Source organism: Kitasatospora sp. NPDC059827 (assembly GCF_042731675.1).
GTDB lineage: Bacteria > Actinomycetota > Actinomycetes > Streptomycetales > Streptomycetaceae > Kitasatospora.
Genome location: NZ_JBHWIV010000026.1, coordinates 1 through 16,285, shown reverse-complemented (window position 1 = coordinate 16,285; position 16,285 = coordinate 1). Strand labels below are relative to the sequence as shown.

General features: G+C 70.9%; 15 protein-coding genes. 9 read left to right on the top strand and 6 right to left on the bottom strand.

Annotated elements, in window-relative coordinates; translation table 11 throughout:
- Window positions 1-43: 43 nt before the first annotated feature.
- The 6 genes from gyrB to dnaA form a co-directional block, all read right to left on the bottom strand.
- The gene (gene gyrB, locus ACFV8H_RS18325; protein ID WP_380400908.1) at window positions 44-2,068 is read right to left on the bottom strand and encodes a DNA topoisomerase (ATP-hydrolyzing) subunit B; all 2,025 of its coding nucleotides are present in this window, start codon (window positions 2,066-2,068) and stop codon (window positions 44-46) included.
- A gap of 259 nt (window positions 2,069-2,327) precedes the next feature.
- Window positions 2,328-2,867, bottom strand: coding sequence for a DUF721 domain-containing protein (locus ACFV8H_RS18320; protein ID WP_375891849.1), 540 nt, complete (start codon window positions 2,865-2,867; stop codon window positions 2,328-2,330).
- A 166-nt stretch (window positions 2,868-3,033) separates the two neighbouring features.
- Window positions 3,034-4,167: a DNA replication/repair protein RecF gene (recF, locus tag ACFV8H_RS18315; RefSeq protein ID WP_375891847.1), complete on the bottom strand. Its 1,134-nt coding sequence runs from the start codon at window positions 4,165-4,167 to the stop codon at window positions 3,034-3,036.
- Between the two features lie 75 nt (window positions 4,168-4,242).
- On the bottom strand, window positions 4,243-5,118 hold the full coding sequence (gnd, locus tag ACFV8H_RS18310) for a phosphogluconate dehydrogenase (NAD(+)-dependent, decarboxylating) (protein ID WP_375891846.1): 876 nt from the start codon (window positions 5,116-5,118) through the stop codon (window positions 4,243-4,245).
- A gap of 212 nt (window positions 5,119-5,330) precedes the next feature.
- The gene (gene dnaN, locus ACFV8H_RS18305; protein WP_360242831.1) at window positions 5,331-6,461 is read right to left on the bottom strand and encodes a DNA polymerase III subunit beta; all 1,131 of its coding nucleotides are present in this window, start codon (window positions 6,459-6,461) and stop codon (window positions 5,331-5,333) included.
- A gap of 953 nt (window positions 6,462-7,414) precedes the next feature.
- Window positions 7,415-9,214, bottom strand: coding sequence for a chromosomal replication initiator protein DnaA (gene dnaA / locus ACFV8H_RS18300; protein WP_380400904.1), 1,800 nt, complete (start codon window positions 9,212-9,214; stop codon window positions 7,415-7,417).
- Window positions 9,215-9,568: 354 nt separating this feature from the next.
- Between dnaA and rpmH the strand changes: the two genes are divergently transcribed.
- The 9 genes from rpmH (at window position 9,569) to ACFV8H_RS18255 (ending at window position 16,244) form a co-directional block, all read left to right on the top strand.
- Entirely contained in the window at window positions 9,569-9,706 is a 138-nt protein-coding gene (rpmH, locus tag ACFV8H_RS18295; RefSeq protein ID WP_030059672.1) for a 50S ribosomal protein L34, read from the top strand.
- A 19-nt stretch (window positions 9,707-9,725) separates the two neighbouring features.
- Window positions 9,726-10,154, top strand: coding sequence for a ribonuclease P protein component (rnpA, locus tag ACFV8H_RS18290; RefSeq protein ID WP_380400902.1), 429 nt, complete (start codon window positions 9,726-9,728; stop codon window positions 10,152-10,154).
- Window positions 10,151-10,465 carry a membrane protein insertion efficiency factor YidD gene (gene yidD / locus ACFV8H_RS18285; RefSeq protein ID WP_375891840.1) on the top strand — a complete coding sequence of 105 codons (315 nt, stop codon included), beginning with the start codon at window positions 10,151-10,153 and terminating at the stop codon, window positions 10,463-10,465. The genes rnpA and yidD overlap by 4 nt, the downstream gene beginning before the upstream one ends.
- A gap of 3 nt (window positions 10,466-10,468) precedes the next feature.
- A complete protein-coding gene (yidC, locus tag ACFV8H_RS18280; RefSeq protein WP_375891839.1) occupies window positions 10,469-11,620 on the top strand; it encodes a membrane protein insertase YidC in 1,152 nt (383 codons plus the stop codon).
- Window positions 11,621-11,685: 65 nt separating this feature from the next.
- Window positions 11,686-12,216: a protein jag gene (locus tag ACFV8H_RS18275; RefSeq protein ID WP_375891838.1), complete on the top strand. Its 531-nt coding sequence runs from the start codon at window positions 11,686-11,688 to the stop codon at window positions 12,214-12,216.
- Window positions 12,217-12,376: 160 nt separating this feature from the next.
- Window positions 12,377-13,204, top strand: a complete 828-nt coding sequence (rsmG, locus tag ACFV8H_RS18270; RefSeq protein WP_375891836.1) for a 16S rRNA (guanine(527)-N(7))-methyltransferase RsmG — start codon at window positions 12,377-12,379, stop codon at window positions 13,202-13,204.
- Window positions 13,205-13,442: 238 nt separating this feature from the next.
- Window positions 13,443-14,420 carry a ParA family protein gene (locus tag ACFV8H_RS18265; RefSeq protein ID WP_360242813.1) on the top strand — a complete coding sequence of 326 codons (978 nt, stop codon included), beginning with the start codon at window positions 13,443-13,445 and terminating at the stop codon, window positions 14,418-14,420.
- Window positions 14,417-15,493 (top strand): ParB/RepB/Spo0J family partition protein, encoded by a 1,077-nt coding sequence (locus tag ACFV8H_RS18260; protein WP_380400899.1) that lies wholly within the window; start codon window positions 14,417-14,419, stop codon window positions 15,491-15,493. Before ACFV8H_RS18265 ends, ACFV8H_RS18260 begins: the two co-directional genes overlap by 4 nt.
- Window positions 15,494-15,626: 133 nt before the next feature.
- Window positions 15,627-16,244: a GNAT family N-acetyltransferase gene (locus tag ACFV8H_RS18255; RefSeq protein ID WP_380400898.1), complete on the top strand. Its 618-nt coding sequence runs from the start codon at window positions 15,627-15,629 to the stop codon at window positions 16,242-16,244.
- Window positions 16,245-16,285 lie beyond the last annotated feature (41 nt).

Sequence of the window (16,285 nt, the reverse complement as noted above, 5' to 3'; positions counted from 1 at the left end):
CCTTTCACGCGGACTGGTACGTGCGGGGCCTGGTTCGCAGGCGTCACACGTCCAGGAAGCGGACGTCCTTGGCGTTGCGCTGGATGAAGGAGCGGCGCGCCTCGACGTCCTCGCCCATCAGCACGGAGAACAGCTCGTCGGCACGGGCGGCGTCCTCCAGGGTGACCTGGAGCAGCAGGCGGTGCTCGGCGTCCATGGTGGTGATCCGGAGCTCCTCGGCGTTCATCTCGCCGAGACCCTTGAAGCGCTGGATCGCGTCGTCCTTGGGCAGTCGGCGGCCGGCCTCGACGCCCGCCGCGATCACGGCGTCGCGCTCGCGGTCGGAGTAGGCGTACTCGAAGTCGTCCTTGCCCCACTTGATCTTGTACAGCGGGGGCATGGCGAGGTAGACGTACCCGGACTCGACCAGCGGCCGCATGAAGCGGAACAGCAGGGTGAGCAGCAGGGTGCGGATGTGCTGTCCGTCGACGTCGGCGTCGGCCATCAGGACGATCTTGTGGTACCGCAGCTTGGACTCGTCGTAGTCCTCCTGGATGCCGCAGCCGAAGGCCGAGATCAGCGCCTGGACCTCGGTGTTCTGCAGCACCTTGTCGATCCGGGCCTTCTCGACGTTCAGGATCTTGCCGCGGATCGGCAGGATGGCCTGGGTGCGCGGGTCGCGGCCCTGCTTGGCCGAGCCGCCGGCGGAGTCACCCTCGACGATGAAGATCTCGCACTCGGAGGGGTCCTTGGACTGGCAGTCCGAGAGCTTGCCCGGCAGCGAGGCGGACTCCAGCAGGCCCTTGCGGCGGGTCAGGTCGCGGGCCTTGCGGGCGGCGACGCGCGCGGTGGCGGCCTGGATGGACTTGCGGATGATGTCCGAGGCCTCGGTGGGGTTGCGGTCCAGCCAGTCGTTGAGCTGCTCGTGGACGACCTTCTGGACGAAGGTCTTCGCCTCGGTGTTGCCGAGCTTGTCCTTGGTCTGGCCCTCGAACTGCGGCTCGCCGAGCTTGACCGAGATGATCGCGGTCAGGCCCTCGCGGATGTCCTCGCCGGAGAGGTTGTCGTCCTTCTCGCGGAGCAGCTTCTTGTCCCGCGCGTAGCGGTTGACCAGGCCGGTCAGCGCGGCGCGGAAGCCCTCCTCGTGGGTGCCGCCGCCGTGGGTGTGGATGGTGTTGGCGAAGCTGTAGACCCCCTCGGTGTAGGAGGAGTTCCACTGCATCGCGATCTCCACCGAGATCGCCTTGTCCTTGTCCTCCGCCTCGAAGTCGATCACCGAGGGGTGGATGACCTCGCCCTTGCGGGAGTTGAGGTGGGCGACGAAGTCGGCGATGCCGCCGTCGTACTTGTACGTGACGGAGAGCGGCTTGCCCTCCTCGTCCACGTGCTCGGGGCGCTCGTCGGTCAGCGAGATCGACAGGCCCTTGTTGAGGAAGGCCATCTCCTGGAAGCGCCGGGAGAGCGTCTCGAAGGAGTAGACGGTGGTCTCGAAGATGTCCGGGTCGGCCCAGAAGGTCACCGTGGTGCCGGTGCGGTCGGTCTCGGCACCCTTGACCAGGGGGGCGGTCGGCGCGCCCATCTTGTAGTCCTGGGTCCAGATGTGGCCGTCCTTGTGGATCTCCACCGAGAGCCGGGTGGACAGCGCGTTCACCACCGAGACGCCGACGCCGTGCAGACCGCCGGAGACGGCGTAGCCGCCGCCGCCGAACTTGCCGCCCGCGTGCAGGACGGTGAGTACGACCTCGACGGCCGGCTTGTCCTGGCCGGGGACGATGTCCACCGGGATGCCTCGGCCGTTGTCGACGCAGCGGATGGCGCCGTCGGGCATGATCGTGACGTCGATGGTGTCGGCGTACCCCGCCATCGCCTCGTCGACGGAGTTGTCCACGACCTCCTGCACCAGGTGGTGCAGGCCACGCTCACCGGTGGAACCGATGTACATGCCGGGGCGCTTGCGGACGGCGTCGAGGCCTTCCAGCACCTGGATGTTGCTACCGGTGTAGGAAGCCTGGTCGTTCTGGTCTGGGGTCTGGCTGGGGTTGCCGGAATCGGCCACGAAGCGCCCTCTCTGGCACAGCGCGGGCCGCATTCCAGCCCCGTACGGGCGGGCGTGCGACCACGGCGTTTCGACTCGGTTGCCACTAGCAACAGTGTTTGGCTCTCAGTCTACCGGTACGACTGACATAGATGGGCGTTTGGCAGCCCTTGAAGGCAGATATGCCGCCCTAAATCCCCTCTGGACGTGTCCCGATACTCGACCGGGGGGCCGGGGGCGCCTGGAAGGGCCGTCAGGGGTTCCGGAAGATCGTGGTCCGATCCCGGCCGGGGGCGATCCCCGCCGGCCGGGCTCAGCCCCAGGTGTCGCCCGGGCCCTTGCTCCCCGGCGCGCGCAGCCGGCCGTAGCCGCGGGCCGGCGCGGCCGGGCCGAGCACCTTGATGGTGCGGACCGTGCCGTGGCCCAGTTCGTGGTTCAGACGGGCCACCAACTGACGTGCCAGCCAGCGCAGTTGGGTCGCCCACGCGGTGGAGTCGCACTGCACGGTGAGCACCGCGGCCGCCTCGTCGTAGGAGGAGGGGTGGCAGTGCGCGGCGATGTCCGGGCCGACGATCTGCGGCCAACGGCCCATCACCCCGCCGACCGCGGCGGAGGACTCCCAGCCGCGCTCGGTCAGCAGCCGGTTCAGTGCCGCCCCAAGCGGCACCGGGTCGCGGCCGTCCGAGCGGGCGCCGCTGCGCAGGCCGTGCCGCTTCGCCTCGCGCTTCTGCTGGACCTGCTCACCGCGCTGACGGGCCTGGGCCCGGGCCGCCCGTAGCGCGGAGCGGGCGAGGTCGGCACCGGTGGGCCCGGCGGCGCCGGGGCCGGGGGAGGTCTCCGCCGAATCGCTCACGGCGATCTCCTTTCCCCAGCCTGTGGACAACCCGATGAGCCGTCCAGCCTACGGGAGCGCACGCACGCCGGACGTCGGCACCCACCGCGGTGCGGGTGCCGACGGCAGAGCTTCGGTACGGGTCGGGTCGGGTCCGGTCAGGTCGGACCGTTGTACGGGTCGGGGCTCAGGCGTCGACCCGGCGCACGGCGCCGTCGGAGACCGCGAAACGGGCGCCGGCCAGCGCCTTCGGCACGTCCTCGGCCACCGCCGCGGTCACCAGCACCTGCTCGCCGTCGGCCACCAGCTCGGCCAGCCGGTCCCGGCGGGCGGCGTCCAGCTCGGCGAACACGTCGTCCAGGACCAGCACCGGCTCGCCGCCGTCGGCGCGCAGCAGCTCGTACGAGGCCAGCCGGAGCGCCAGCGCGAACGACCAGGACTCGCCGTGGCTGGCGTAGCCCTTGGCCGGCAGCGGGCCCAGCTTGAGCACCAGCTCGTCGCGGTGCGGGCCGACCAGGGTGATCCCCCGCTCGACCTCCTGCTTGCGGACCGCCTGCAACGCCGCCAGCAGCTGCTCCTCGGCCTGCTCCCGGCTGCTCGGCAGCTCGCCCTCGAAGGAGCTGCGGTACTCCAGGACGGTCTCCCCGCCGCCCGGGGCCACCCGGCCGTACGCCCCCGTCACCAGTGGTTGCAGGGCGGCCACCAGCTGGATCCGGAAGGCCGTCAGCTCGGCCCCGGCGCGGGCCAGGTGGCCGTCCCAGACCTCCAGGGTGGACAGGTCGGCCCCCTTGCCGCCGCCGGCCCGGCGGGCCATCGCGGCGGTCTTCAACAGGGCGTTGCGCTGCTTGAGCACCCGCTCGTAGTCCTGCCGGACCCCGGCCAGCCGGGGTGCCCGGGCGGTCAGCAGCTCGTCCAGGAAGCGCCGGCGCTCACCCGGATCGCCCTTGACCAGGCTGAGGTCCTCGGGGGCGAACAGCACGGTGCGCAGCAGGCCCAGCACGTCGCGCGGGCGGACGTTGTCGGAGCGGTTGATCCGGGCCCGGTTGGCCTTGCCCGCCGTGAGCTCCAGCTCGATCAGGGTGGAGCGGCCGCGGTCCACCACCGAGGTGCGGACGACCGCCCGCTCGGCGCCCAGCCGGATCAGCGGGGCGTCCGTGGCCACCCGGTGGCTGCCCAGAGTGGCGACGTAGCCGATCGCCTCGACCAGGTTGGTCTTGCCCTGGCCGTTGGGCCCGACGAAGGCCGTCACGCCCGGGTCGAGGGGAACCTCGACCCGGGCGTACGACCGGAAGTCGGCGAGCGACAGGTGCGCGACGTGCATGGCTGTGGACTGCGCCCGCCTTCTGTGTGTGGGGCTACCCGGGGAACGGCCCCCGGGGCCCCGACCGGTTCTCGGTTACTTGGACTCGACCGCGTGGCCGCCGAACTGGTTGCGCAGCGCGGCGATCATCTTCATCTGCGGCGAGTCGTCCTGGCGGGAGGCGAAGCGGGCGAACAGCGAGGCGGTGATCGCCGGCAGCGGCACGGCGTGGTCGATCGCGGCCTCGACGGTCCAGCGACCCTCGCCGGAGTCGGCGGCCCAGCCGCGCAGCTTGTCCAGGTGCTCGTCGCTGTCCAGGGCGCGGACGGCCAGGTCCAGCAGCCAGGAGCGGATGACGGTGCCCTCCTGCCAGCTGCGGAAGACCTCGCGCACGTCGGTGACCTCGGGGGCGGCCTCCAGCAGCTCCCAGCCCTCGGCGAAGGCCTGCATCATCGCGTACTCGATGCCGTTGTGGACCATCTTGGCGAAGTGGCCGGCGCCGACCGCGCCCGCGTGCACCGAGCCAAAGTCGCCCTCGGGCTTGAGCGCGTCGAAGACCGGCTGGACCAGGGCGACGTGCTCGGCGTCGCCGCCGTACATCAGCGCGTAGCCGTTCTCCAGGCCCCAGACGCCACCGGAGACGCCGCAGTCGACGAAGCCGATGCCCTTGGCCGCCAGCGCCTCGGCGTGCTTGATGTCGTCGGTCCAGCGGGAGTTGCCGCCGTCCACCACCACGTCGCCGGGGGAGAGCAGCTCGGCGAGCTCGTCGACGGTCGCCTGGGTCGCGGCACCGGCCGGGACCATCACCCAGACCACGCGCGGGCCCTGGAGCTTGGAGACGAGCTCCTGCAGGGTCTCGACGTCGGAGATCTCCGGGTTGCGGTCGTATCCGATGACGGTGTGGCCGGCGCGGCGGATCCGCTCGCGCATGTTGCCGCCCATCTTGCCGAGACCGATGAGGCCGAGCTCCATGACCAAATCCTTACTGTGGGGACGTGCCTGGCGGCGGCGCCGTTGCCGCATCCCCGAGCCTACGCTTCCGGGGCATCCGGACTCCGCGCGGTCGGGCCGACCGGGTCGACGGGGTCGGGACGTCCACAGGCTGTGCACAACGGGTGTGCACAGCCTGTGGGTGACCGGAGCGGCCGGGGTCGGCCGGAGCCGTCGTCAGCCGGAAGCGGTCGTCAGCCGGAGAGGCGGACCGGCATGATCAGGTACTGGTAGGCCTTGTCCTCCTCGGCGTCCACCGAGACCTTGCCGCTGAGCAGGGCCGGCTTGGTCGGGGTGGTGAAGCTCAGCTGGGCGAACGGGGAGTCGATGGCCTTGAGGCCCTCCTCCAGGTAGCCCGGGTTGAAGGCGATCGAGATGTCGTCGCCCTCCAGGTCGGCCTCGATCCGCTCGGTGGCCTGGGCGTCGTCGCCCGAGCCGGCCTCCAGGGTCAGCACGCCCTGCTCGAAGTTGAGCCGGACCGGGGTGTTGCGCTCGGCGACCAGCGAGACGCGCTTGAGCGCCTCCAGGAAGGGCTGGGTCTGGATCGCGGCGACCGCGCTGAACTCGGTCGGGAAGAGGCTGCGGAACTTGGGGAACTCGCCCTCCAGCAGCCGGGTGGTGGTGCGGCGGCCGGCGCCCTCGAAGCCGATCAGGCCCTCGCCCGCGCCGCCCGAGGAGAGCGCGATGGAGACGGTGTCGCCGCTGCCCAGGGACTTGGCGATGTCCTGGAGGGTCTTGGCGGGGACCAGGGCGACCGCGGAGATGTCCGACTGCTCGGGCTTCCACAGCAGGTCGCGGACGGCGAAGCGGTAGCGGTCGGTGGCGGCCAGGGTGATCCGGTCGCCCTCGATCTCGACCCGGACGCCGGTGAGCACCGGCAGGGTGTCGTCCCGGCCGGCCGCGACGGCGGCCTGGCTGACCGCGGAGGCGAAGACGTCCCCGGAGACGGTGCCGGTGGCGGTAGGCATCTGGGGCAGCGCCGGGTACTCGTCCACCGGGAGGGTGGGGAGGGTGAAGCGGGAGCTGCCGCAGACCACGCTGACCCGCTGGCCGTCGGTGGAGATCTCCACAGGCCTGTTGGGAAGGTTGCGCGAGATGTCGTTGAGCAGGCGGCCGGAGACCAGGACGGTGCCGGCCTCCTCGACGTCCGCCTCGAGCTCGACCCGGGCCGAGACCTCGTAGTCGAAGCCGGACAGCGCCAGGCTGCCCTCCTGCGCGGTCAGCAGCAGGCCGGCCAGCACCGGCACCGGCGGCCGTGCCGGGAGGCTGCGGGCAGCCCAGGCCACCGCCTCCGCGAGGACGTCACGCTCCACCCGGAACTTCACCGGTAACCGCCTCCTGGATCGAGCGCTCCCGCTCGCACTCTGGTTCGTCTGATCTTGATCGTCGGTCCGCCTGTCCACCGAGCTCTACCACTCCGCTTCCAGTCGCAGAGGACAGTCTGACGTACTCCGCCGACAGACGGGGCAGACGGGCGGAAGCGAGGCCGAACAGATGTCGGGGCGCGGTTGTCCACAGATTTCGGGACCACCCACTTTGAAAGCAGGTTCACGGTCTAACTGTGTAGCGGTAGTAGTAGGGCCTGTGGAAACCGTGGATAACCCTGTTTCCGCAGGTCAGCGCCCGGATTTTGTCCACAGCGGGTGTGGACGGCGGCTGTGGACGGGCAGGCCGCGCTGTGGACAGCCGAGCGTTACCCACAGGGCACGCAGGGTATCCACAGGTTATCCCCAGGACTGTCCCCAGATCCGGGCCCGGTTATCCACGGGCCCCGGTCAACTTTACGTGACGCCTTTCACACCAGGGTATGAACGGCTGCCCAAGGTTGTCGAACTGTGGACCCCGCTGTGGACAACCTGGGGATAACCGCCCGCTCCCTGGGGACAACCGGTGGATAACCCGGACGGCCCACTGGTGGCCCGTCAATTGTCCACACCCTGTGGACAACGGTTGTGCACAAGTCCACAGGCACCTGACCTGCGCGGAAGAGCGTAGCGGCGCCGGGCCTGTGGACGAATTCTGGATAACTCCGGACTCCCCGGCCTGTGGACCGCGAGGAAGGGACCCGGCCTGTGGACAACTGCCCTGCGCGGCCCCGGTTTTCGATTCACCGGTCAGTTGTTCGGCGCGGGCTGTGGACCGGTGGGACGTCCGTCGCGCGGATACCTGCCCGGCGGCGGCCCGGTACACACCTGTGGAAACGGCGGAAGGGCGCCAGGATCGCTCCTGACGCCCTTCCGGGGTACTCCGGTGTCCGCCCCCAACTCGCGGGGGACGGCTAGCTCTTGATGCGGTTGGTCAGCTCGGTGACCTGGTTGTAGATGGAGCGCCGCTCGGCCATCAGCGAGCGGATCTTCCGGTCCGCGTGCATCACCGTGGTGTGGTCGCGGCCGCCGAACTGGGCGCCGATCTTCGGCAGCGAGAGATCGGTGAGCTCCCGGCAGAGGTACATGGCGATCTGCCGGGCCGTCACCAGCACCCGGCTGCGCGAGGAGCCGCAGAGGTCGTCCACACCGAGGCCGAAGTAGGCGGCGGTCTGCTGCATGATGACCTGCGCGGTGATCTCCGGGCCGGCGTCCTCGTCCCCGCCGGGGATCAGGTCCTTGAGGACGATCCCCGCCAACTCCAGGTCCACCGGCGCCCGGTTGAGGTTGGCGAAGGCGGTCACCCGGATCAGCGCGCCCTCCAACTCCCGGATGTTGCGGGTGATCCGGGACGCGATGAACTCCAACACGTCGGCAGGGGCGTTGAGTTGTTCCTGGATCGCCTTCTTGCGCAGGATCGCGATCCTGGTCTCCAGCTCCGGCGGGGTGACGTCGGTGATCAGGCCCCACTCGAAGCGGTTGCGCAGCCGGTCCTCCAGCGTGGTCAGCAGCTTGGGCGGCCGGTCCGAGGACAGCACGATCTGCTTGTTCGCGTTGTGGAGGGTGTTGAAGGTGTGGAAGAACTCCTCCTGGGTGGACTCCTTGCTCGCCAGGAACTGGATGTCGTCCACCAGCAGGATGTCCATGTCCCGGTAGCGGCGGCGGAAGGTGTCCGCCTTGCCGTCCCGGATCGAGTTGATGAACTCGTTGGTGAACTCCTCCGAGGACACGTAGCGCACCCGGGTGCCCGGGAAGAGGCTGCGCGAGTAGTGCCCGATGGCGTGCAGCAGGTGGGTCTTGCCCAGCCCGGACTCGCCGTAGATGAAGAGCGGGTTGTACGCCTTGGCCGGGGCCTCGGCGACGGCCACCGCCGCCGCGTGCGCGAAGCGGTTGCTGGCGCCGATGACGAAGGTGTCGAACAGGTACTTGGGGTTCAGCCGGGCGGCCGGCTCGTCCTTGCGGGAGCCGCCGGCCGGGGGAGCGCCGGGCGGGGCGGGCACCCCGGGGACGGCGGGGCGCTCGGTCGGCGGCTCCGCGCCCGACTTCTCGGCCGGGCGTCCGCCGGAGGGCCGGGAGCCGTGTCCGCGGCGCCCGGCGCCGGCGCGGGGCTGCTCGCCGGGGCCGGGGCCGTACGCGCCGCCGAAGAGGTCGCCCTGGGTCGTGGAGGGCGGACCGGGGAGGTGCCGCGGCGCGGGGCGGGCCGAGGGCTCCTCGGGCTCGTGGTACGGCGCCTGCGGCTCCTGGTAGCCGGGCCACGGCTGGGCGGGCTGGCCGCCGCCGTAGGGCGCGGGGCGCTGCTCGTAGCCGCCGGTGTCGTAGCGGGGGCGCTCGTAGTCCTGCTCGTACGGCTGCTGGTAGTTCTGGTCGCCGTAGCCGGAGTCCTCCTCGGCCGGGCCCGGGTAGGGCTCGACGGGGGCCTGGGCGGCCGGTGCGGGGGTGGTGGGCACCGCGTTGGCGTCGACCATCACGGCGATCCGGACGGGCCGGCTGAGCTCGCGGCTGAGCGCGTCGGTCAGCTGGGGCAGCAGCCGGCCCTCCAGCACCTGCTTGGCCCGCTCGTTCGGGGTCGCCAGCAGGGCGGTGTCGTGCATCATCCACATGGGCTGGGTGCGCTGCACCCACTGTTTGTCCATCTCCCCGACATCGGGGTCGCTGACCAGCCGCTCGACGACCCTCGCCCAGACCGGGACGAGGTCGCTGTTGACATCAGCCACTGGTGCACGCTTTCCAAGAACAAAACCAGACAAGTCCTGCAACGGTAGTCAGCGAACAGGGACGGATCAAGTCGTTGTCCACAGCCTGTGGGTAAACGGCCTCCGGACGGCTGGTTTGACCCTCGTGCCCCGTCCCGCGTACCGTAACCAGGTCGAGTTGTCGATGGCCGCTGCCGCATGTCCGCGGGTCCACCCGCTCCATAAGGCGCGCAGCACGGGCGCCGTGGATTGCCTCAGACCCCAGCCGAACTGGGGCGATGGGCCGGATTTCCGAATTCCAGGGAGATCACGCGGACGCACGGTGACGGCCAAGCGACTCCCCGTCATCCTACGATTCACCTCAGGAGCCCCCGAGTGAGCAAGCGCACCTTCCAGCCGAACAACCGTCGTCGCGCGAAGACCCACGGCTTCCGGCTGCGTATGCGTACCCGCGCCGGCCGCGCCATCCTGGCTGCCCGCCGTGGCAAGGGCCGCGCCAGCCTGTCCGCCTGATCCGCACCCAGAGTCTGTTGTGCTGCCCTCCGAGAATCGGCTGCGGCGGCGCCAGGACTTCGCGACCGCGGTGAAACGCGGTCGCCGGGCCGGTCGGCCCCTTCTGGTCGTCCATCTCAGCAGAGACGGCGACCCGCAGGGGCAGACCGACCGGACCAGCGACATCCGCCCGCACGTCGCCGAGGGGACTCCTTCGGCGCGTGCGGGTTTCGTCGTGAGCAAGGCCGTTGGCCCGGCGGTCGTCCGCAACCTGGTGAAGCGCCGGTTGCGCCATCTCGTTCGTGATCGTCTGTCCAGGCTGCCCGCCGGTAGCCTGATAGTGGTGCGTGCGCTGCCCCAGGCCGCGACCGCCTCGTACCAGGAGCTGGAACGCGACCTGGACGCGGCGCTCAAGCGGTTGCTGAGGGTCGAGCCCGCCGCCACGGCGCCGACGGGAGCAGGGCGATGAAGTACCTGCTGATGGGACTGATCAGGGTCTACCAGTGGACGATCAGCCCACTGCTCGGTCCGGTCTGCCGCTACTACCCCTCGTGCTCGCACTACGGCTTCGAAGCCGTGAAGGTGCACGGGGCGGTCAAGGGCGGCGGACTGACCGTGTGGCGCATCCTCCGTTGCAATCCCTGGTCACCTGGCGGGGTGGACCACGTACCGCCCCGCAAGCACCCGGTGTGGCACCGCCGGCTGCGTGATCTGCTGAGCCCCAAGAGCGGGACCGCCGAGCCGGAGCCGGTGGCGAAGCCCGATGCCCAAGGAGTCTGACCGGTGACCTTCGGTTTTCTGAGTCCCCTCTACACAGCGGTGTCCTGGATCATCGTCCAGTTCCACTCGCTGTACAGCAACGTCTTCGACCCGGACGGTGGCTGGGCCTGGGGTCTGGCCATCGCCTCGATGGTGGTCGTCATCCGGATCTGCCTGATCCCGCTCTTCGTGAAGCAGATCAAGGCGACCCGGGCCATGCAGGCGATCCAGCCGAAGATGAAGGCCATCCAGGAGCGCTACAAGAACGACCGGCAGCGCCAGTCCGAAGAGATGATGAAGCTGTACAAGGATGCGGGTACCAACCCGTTCTCCAGCTGCCTTCCCATCATCGTTCAGGCCCCGTTCTTCACCGCCCTCTACGGCGTGCTGTCCAACGTCGCCAAGGGCCACGACATCGGCGTCATCCACGGCTCCCTGCTGGTGAGCGCCGGCAAGGCGCACATCTTCGGTGCCCCGCTGTCCGCGACCTTCCTCGGCAGCCCGGAGACCAGCGTCAAGATCGTCACCGCGGTGATGATCGTGATGATGTCGCTGTCGCAGTTCGTCACCCAGCGCCAGCTGATGACCAAGAACGTCGACCTCACGGTCAAGACGCCGTTCATGCAGCAGCAGAAGATGCTGATGTACGTCTTCCCGGTCATGTTCGCCGTGATGGGCATCAACTTCCCGGTCGGTGTCCTGGTCTACTGGCTGACCACCAACGTCTGGTCGATGGGCCAGCAGCTGGTCGTCATCCACAACAACCCGACCCCGGGTAGCCAGGCCTTCTCGGAGCGCCAGGCGCGGCTGAAGAAGGCCGGCCGACTGCGCTCGGACGGTACGGAGATCAAGGGCGCGCTCTGGGGCATGCTGCCCCCCTCCAAGGCGGCCATCGCCGAGGCGGCCTCCGCCGCCGCCGTGGTCGAGGAGTCGGTCCGGGCGAGCCGCCAGCAGCCCCGGCGCCAGAGCAAGGCCCAGCGCCAGCAGGGCGCCGGCCAGGCGGTCGAGTCGAGCGAGGACACCCAGGTCGAGCAGCCCGCCGAGGACGCCGTCCCGGCGGACTCCGCCGCCAAGACGACGGCTGCCAAGCAGACCGCGGCCAAGCCCGGCGGCACCAAGCAGGGCACCCGGCAGCAGCCCAAGCGCGGCGGCCAGCGGCCGAAGAAGAAGTCCTGACCGACTTCTGCGAAGAGCTTCGTTCCCCGCCCGCCAGCCGGGCCCATCTCCGAAGGAGTCCATCAGTGACGGAAGGCACCACCTCCGCCGTCGAGGCCGAGGACGTCGCCAGCACCGACGAGAGCGTCATCACCCGCCTGGAGCAGGAGGGCGACATCGCGGCGGACTACCTGGAGGGTCTGCTCGACATCGCGGACCTCGACGGTGACATCGACATGGACGTCGAGGGTGACCGTGCCCTGGTGTCCATCGTCAGCGACGGCAACGACCGCGCGCTGCAGCGCCTGGTCGGCCAGGACGGCGAGGTGCTGGAGGCCCTGCAGGAGCTGACCCGGTTGGCCGTCCACCGGGAGACCGGCGAGCGCAGCCGTCTCATGCTGGACATCGCCGGCTTCCGCGCCCGCAAGCGCGAGGAGCTGGCCGCCCTCGGTGCCGAGGCCGCGGAGCAGGCGAAGAGCAGCGGCGAGCAGGTCAAGCTGCGGCCGATGACGCCGTTCGAGCGCAAGGTCGTCCACGACGCGGTCGCGGCCGCCGGTCTGCGCAGCGAGTCGGAGGGCGAAGAGCCCCAGCGGTGCGTGGTCGTGCTGCCGGCCTGAGGCCGTCGGAACGATGACCGGTCGCCGCGGTGACCGGTGAGTCTTGCCGAACGCGACCCCGTCCGCCTCGTGCGGGCGGGGTCGTTGTTTCCTTCTGGGATGTTTCACGTGAAACAGTGCGTTGAGCGGGTCGGTGGATCCGGAGATCGGAGAGGTCGAGATGGACACGGAGAACGCGGCCACCGGCCGTCCGGGGGCGGACGTGAACCCTGACGCGGAGGAGCGGGCCGAGCTGCCCGAGCTGGACGTGTTGGCCGAGGCGCCGGCCGCCGCCCGGGAGGTCTTCGGCGACCGCTTCGACGCCGCCGTCCGCTACACCGAGCTGCTGGCCACGGCCGGCGTCCGGCGCGGGCTGATCGGGCCCCGCGAGGTGCCCCGGCTGTGGGACCGGCACGTCCTCAACTGCGCGGTGTTGGCCGAGCTGCTGCCCGCCGGCTCCACCCTGTGCGACGTCGGCTCCGGCGCCGGCCTGCCGGGCATCCCGGTGGCGCTGGCCCGGCCGGACGTCTCGGTGACCCTGCTGGAGCCGCTGCTGCGCCGGACCACCTTCCTGGAGGAGGTCGTCCGGGAGCTGGGGCTGGAGAACGTCACGGTGCTGCGCGGCCGCGCCGAGGAGATGATCGGCAAGCTCGCGGTGGACGTGGTGACCGCCCGGGCCGTGGCGCCGCTGGACCGGCTGGCCGGCTGGGGCATGCCGCTGCTGCGTCCGCACGGGCAGATGCTGGCGCTCAAGGGGGACAGCGCCGAGCAGGAGCTGGCCGACTCGCGCGCCGGGCTGGCCAAGCTGGGCGCCGTCGAGTGGACCGTCATCTCGGTCGGCGAGGGCACCCTGGAGACCTCCACCCGGGTGGTCCAGGTCAAGGCGGGGGAGAGCCCCGGTGGCGTGAAGGCCGCGACCAAGCGGGCCAAGGCGGCCCGGGCCGGTCGTAACGCCGGCGCCAAGACCGGTGACCGCGCCCGGGGCGGGCGCCGTCGCGGCACCCGCTGAGGTCCTCGGTTCGCGACGACGGGCGGACGGCTCCCCTCGCAAGGGGGGAACCGTCCGCCCGTCGTCGTTCAGGTGACGGGTGGGCCTCCGGTGGGACACCGGAGTGTCGCAACGTCAGATTTCCGGCATAGCGGGCATGGTGTTTCACGTGAAACGTCGCTCTCTGCTCTCCGGAATCCTCAGCCGCGGCCGGGCTGCGACTGTTGCCGCTCCGGTTTCACGTGAAACACTGAGCCCCATGCAGGACTCGGAGACCATCGACCAGATCGATGACACGCCCATCGCACGGGCTGCCCAGGCTGCGGTTCAGGCGATCGGCCGGGCGGGGGAGGGGCTACCGCGGCCCGCCGCCACCCGGGTGATCGTGGTCGCCAACCAGAAGGGCGGGGTGGGCAAGACCACCACCACCGTGAACATGGCCGCCTCGCTGGCCATGCACGGACTGCGCGTCCTGGTGGTCGACCTGGACCCCCAGGGCAACGCCTCCACCGCCCTCGGCATCGACCACCACGCCGAGGTGCCGTCCATCTACGACGTCCTGGTCGAGGGCAAGCCGCTGGCCGACGTGGTCCAGCCGGTGGTGGACGTCGAGGGGCTCTTCTGCGTCCCCGCCACCATCGACCTGGCCGGCGCCGAGATCGAGCTGGTCTCGCTGGTGGCCCGGGAGAGCCGGCTGCAGCGCGCCATCGCCGCCTACGAGCAGCCGTTGGACTACATCCTGATCGACTGTCCGCCCTCGCTGGGCCTGCTGACGGTCAACGCCCTGGTGGCCGGTCAGGAGGTGCTGATCCCGATCCAGTGCGAGTACTACGCGCTGGAGGGCCTCGGCCAGCTGCTGCGCAACGTCGAGCTGGTGCGCGCGCACCTCAACCCCACGCTGCACGTCTCGACCATCCTGCTCACCATGTACGACGCCCGGACCAGGCTGGCCGCCCAGGTGGCCGAGGAGGTCCGGACCCACTTCCAGGCCGAGGTGCTGAGCACGGCGATCCCGCGCTCGGTCCGCATCTCGGAGGCGCCCAGCTACGGGCAGACGGTGCTGACCTACGACCCGGGTTCCACCGGGGCGCTCTCGTACCTGGAGGCCGCCCGCGAGCTCGCGCTGCGCGCGGTGGGCCAGGGCGGCGGTTCGTCGGTCGGTCAGCAGCGGGACGGCAGCGGTACGGGGCACGGCGCCCCGATGGCACAGCACGGTACGACGGAGGGTCATCAGTGAGTGGTCGCAGGGGTCTGGGACGAGGGCTCGGGGCGCTGATCGGCCCCGCAGCACCGACCGACGGCGGGGCGGCGCAGCCCGCTGCCGCCACGTCCGCGCCGACCTCGGTGGTGGCGACCGGCACGACGTCACCGGCCTCGGTGCCGGTGCTGCCGGGCGGCCGCGCCACGGTGGCGGCCCGCGCGGCCGTCGGGCGCCAGGCGGAGCAGTCGACGCCGGCGCCGGTACCCGGTGCCTCCTTCGCCGAGCTGCCGCTGGACGCGATCACCCCCAACCCGCGCCAGCCGCGCGAGGTGTTCGACGAGGACAAGCTGGTCGAGCTGGTGACCTCCATCAAGGAGGTCGGTCTGCTCCAGCCGATCGTGGTGCGCCAGGTCGCGGCCGAGCGCTACGAGCTGATCATGGGCGAGCGCCGCTGGCGGGCCTCCCGGGAGGCGGGGCTGGAGCGGATCCCGGCGATCGTCCGGGCCACCGAGGACGACAAGCTGCTGCTGGACGCCCTCCTGGAGAACCTGCACCGGGCCGAGCTGAACCCGCTGGAGGAGGCGGCCGCCTACGACCAGTTGATGCGGGACTTCTCCTGCACCCACGAGGAGCTGGCCGACCGGATCGGCCGCTCGCGTCCGCACGTCTCCAACACCCTGCGGCTGTTGCGGCTCCCGGCGGCGGTCCAGCGTCGGCTGGCGGCGGGCACGCTGACGGCCGGGCACGCCCGGGCGCTGCTGCCGCTGACGGATCCCGAGGCGCAGGAGAAGCTGGCCGCGCGGATCATCGCCGAGGGCCTCACGGTGCGCAACGTCGAGGAGCTCGTCCTCCTGATGCGCTCGGAGGAGCCGAAGGGGGAGAAGCGCCAGGCGCCGAAGGCGGGCAGGATCATCTCCCCGGCGTTCAACGACCTGGCGAGCCGGCTGTCGGACCGCTTCGACACCCGGGTCAAGGTCGAGGTGTCGCAGCGCGGCGGGAAGCTGGGCAAGGGCAAGGTGGTGCTGGAGTTCGGTTCGGTCGAGGACCTGAACCGGATCCTGGACAGCATGGCCCCGGGCGAGGACGGTCTGCGGTTGTCGCAGGGCTGAGCCGGTCGGCCGGACCGGGGGCGACGACCCGATGGGTGCATGTGCCACGTGAGCGCTGTTTCACGTGAAACATGCACCCATCGGCGTTCGTGGGGGCATGCTCGACCGTGAGAGGGAGGAGGAGGTGCGGGCCATGGGACGCCGGATCGTTCCGCTGACGCTGGACAACCTCGCGGACCTGCCGACGGGCTGCCGTTCCTGCGTGTTCTGGGAGCTGGACCCGGTCAGCGCGAAGGAGGCGGTGGAGTCGGGGAAGCCGGAGCTGGAGAAGGAGGGGTGGATCTCCGCGGTGCTGCTGGAGTGGGGGTCCTGCGGGCGGATCGTCTACGTGGACGACCAGCCGGCCGGCTTCGTGCTCTACGCGCCGCCCGCGTACGTCCCCCGCTCGCAGTCCTTCCCGACCAGCCCGGTCGCGCCGGACGCCGTTCAGCTGATGGTCAGCCGGGTGCTGCCGGGCTACCAGCGCCAGGGGTTGGGCCGGGTGCTGGTGCAGACCGTCGCCAAGGACCTGCTGGGGCGCGGGGTGCGGGCGATCGAGGCCTTCGGCGCGGCGGGCCGGGTGCCCACCAGCTGCGTGCTGCCGGCCGACCACCTGCTCGCGGTCGGCTTCAAGACCGTACGGCCGCACCCGCGCTACCCGAGGCTGCGGCTGGAGGCGCGCACCACGCTCTCCTGGCGCGGTGACGTGGAGGGGGCGCTGGAGCGGCTGCTCGGCGGCGCGCGGAAGGAGCCGGTCCTGCGGCCGTTCTGAGCGGGTACGACGACGGCGGCGGGGCTCCCCTCCGAGGGGAG

Excerpts from the sequence above, each read along its gene's own strand:
- gyrB (WP_380400908.1), bottom strand. The coding sequence starts at position 2,068 with ATGCGGCCCGCGCTGTGCCAGAGAGGGCGCTTCGTGGCCGATTCCGGC.
- recF (WP_375891847.1), bottom strand. The coding sequence starts at position 4,167 with ATGCACGTCGCGCACCTGTCGCTCGCCGACTTCCGGTCGTACGCCCGG.
- gnd (WP_375891846.1), bottom strand. The coding sequence starts at position 5,118 with ATGGAGCTCGGCCTCATCGGTCTCGGCAAGATGGGCGGCAACATGCGC.
- yidD (WP_375891840.1), top strand. The coding sequence starts at position 10,151 with ATGAAGTACCTGCTGATGGGACTGATCAGGGTCTACCAGTGGACGATC.
- rsmG (WP_375891836.1), top strand. The coding sequence starts at position 12,377 with ATGGACACGGAGAACGCGGCCACCGGCCGTCCGGGGGCGGACGTGAAC.
- ACFV8H_RS18265 (WP_360242813.1), top strand. The coding sequence starts at position 13,443 with ATGCAGGACTCGGAGACCATCGACCAGATCGATGACACGCCCATCGCA.
- ACFV8H_RS18255 (WP_380400898.1), top strand. The coding sequence starts at position 15,627 with ATGGGACGCCGGATCGTTCCGCTGACGCTGGACAACCTCGCGGACCTG.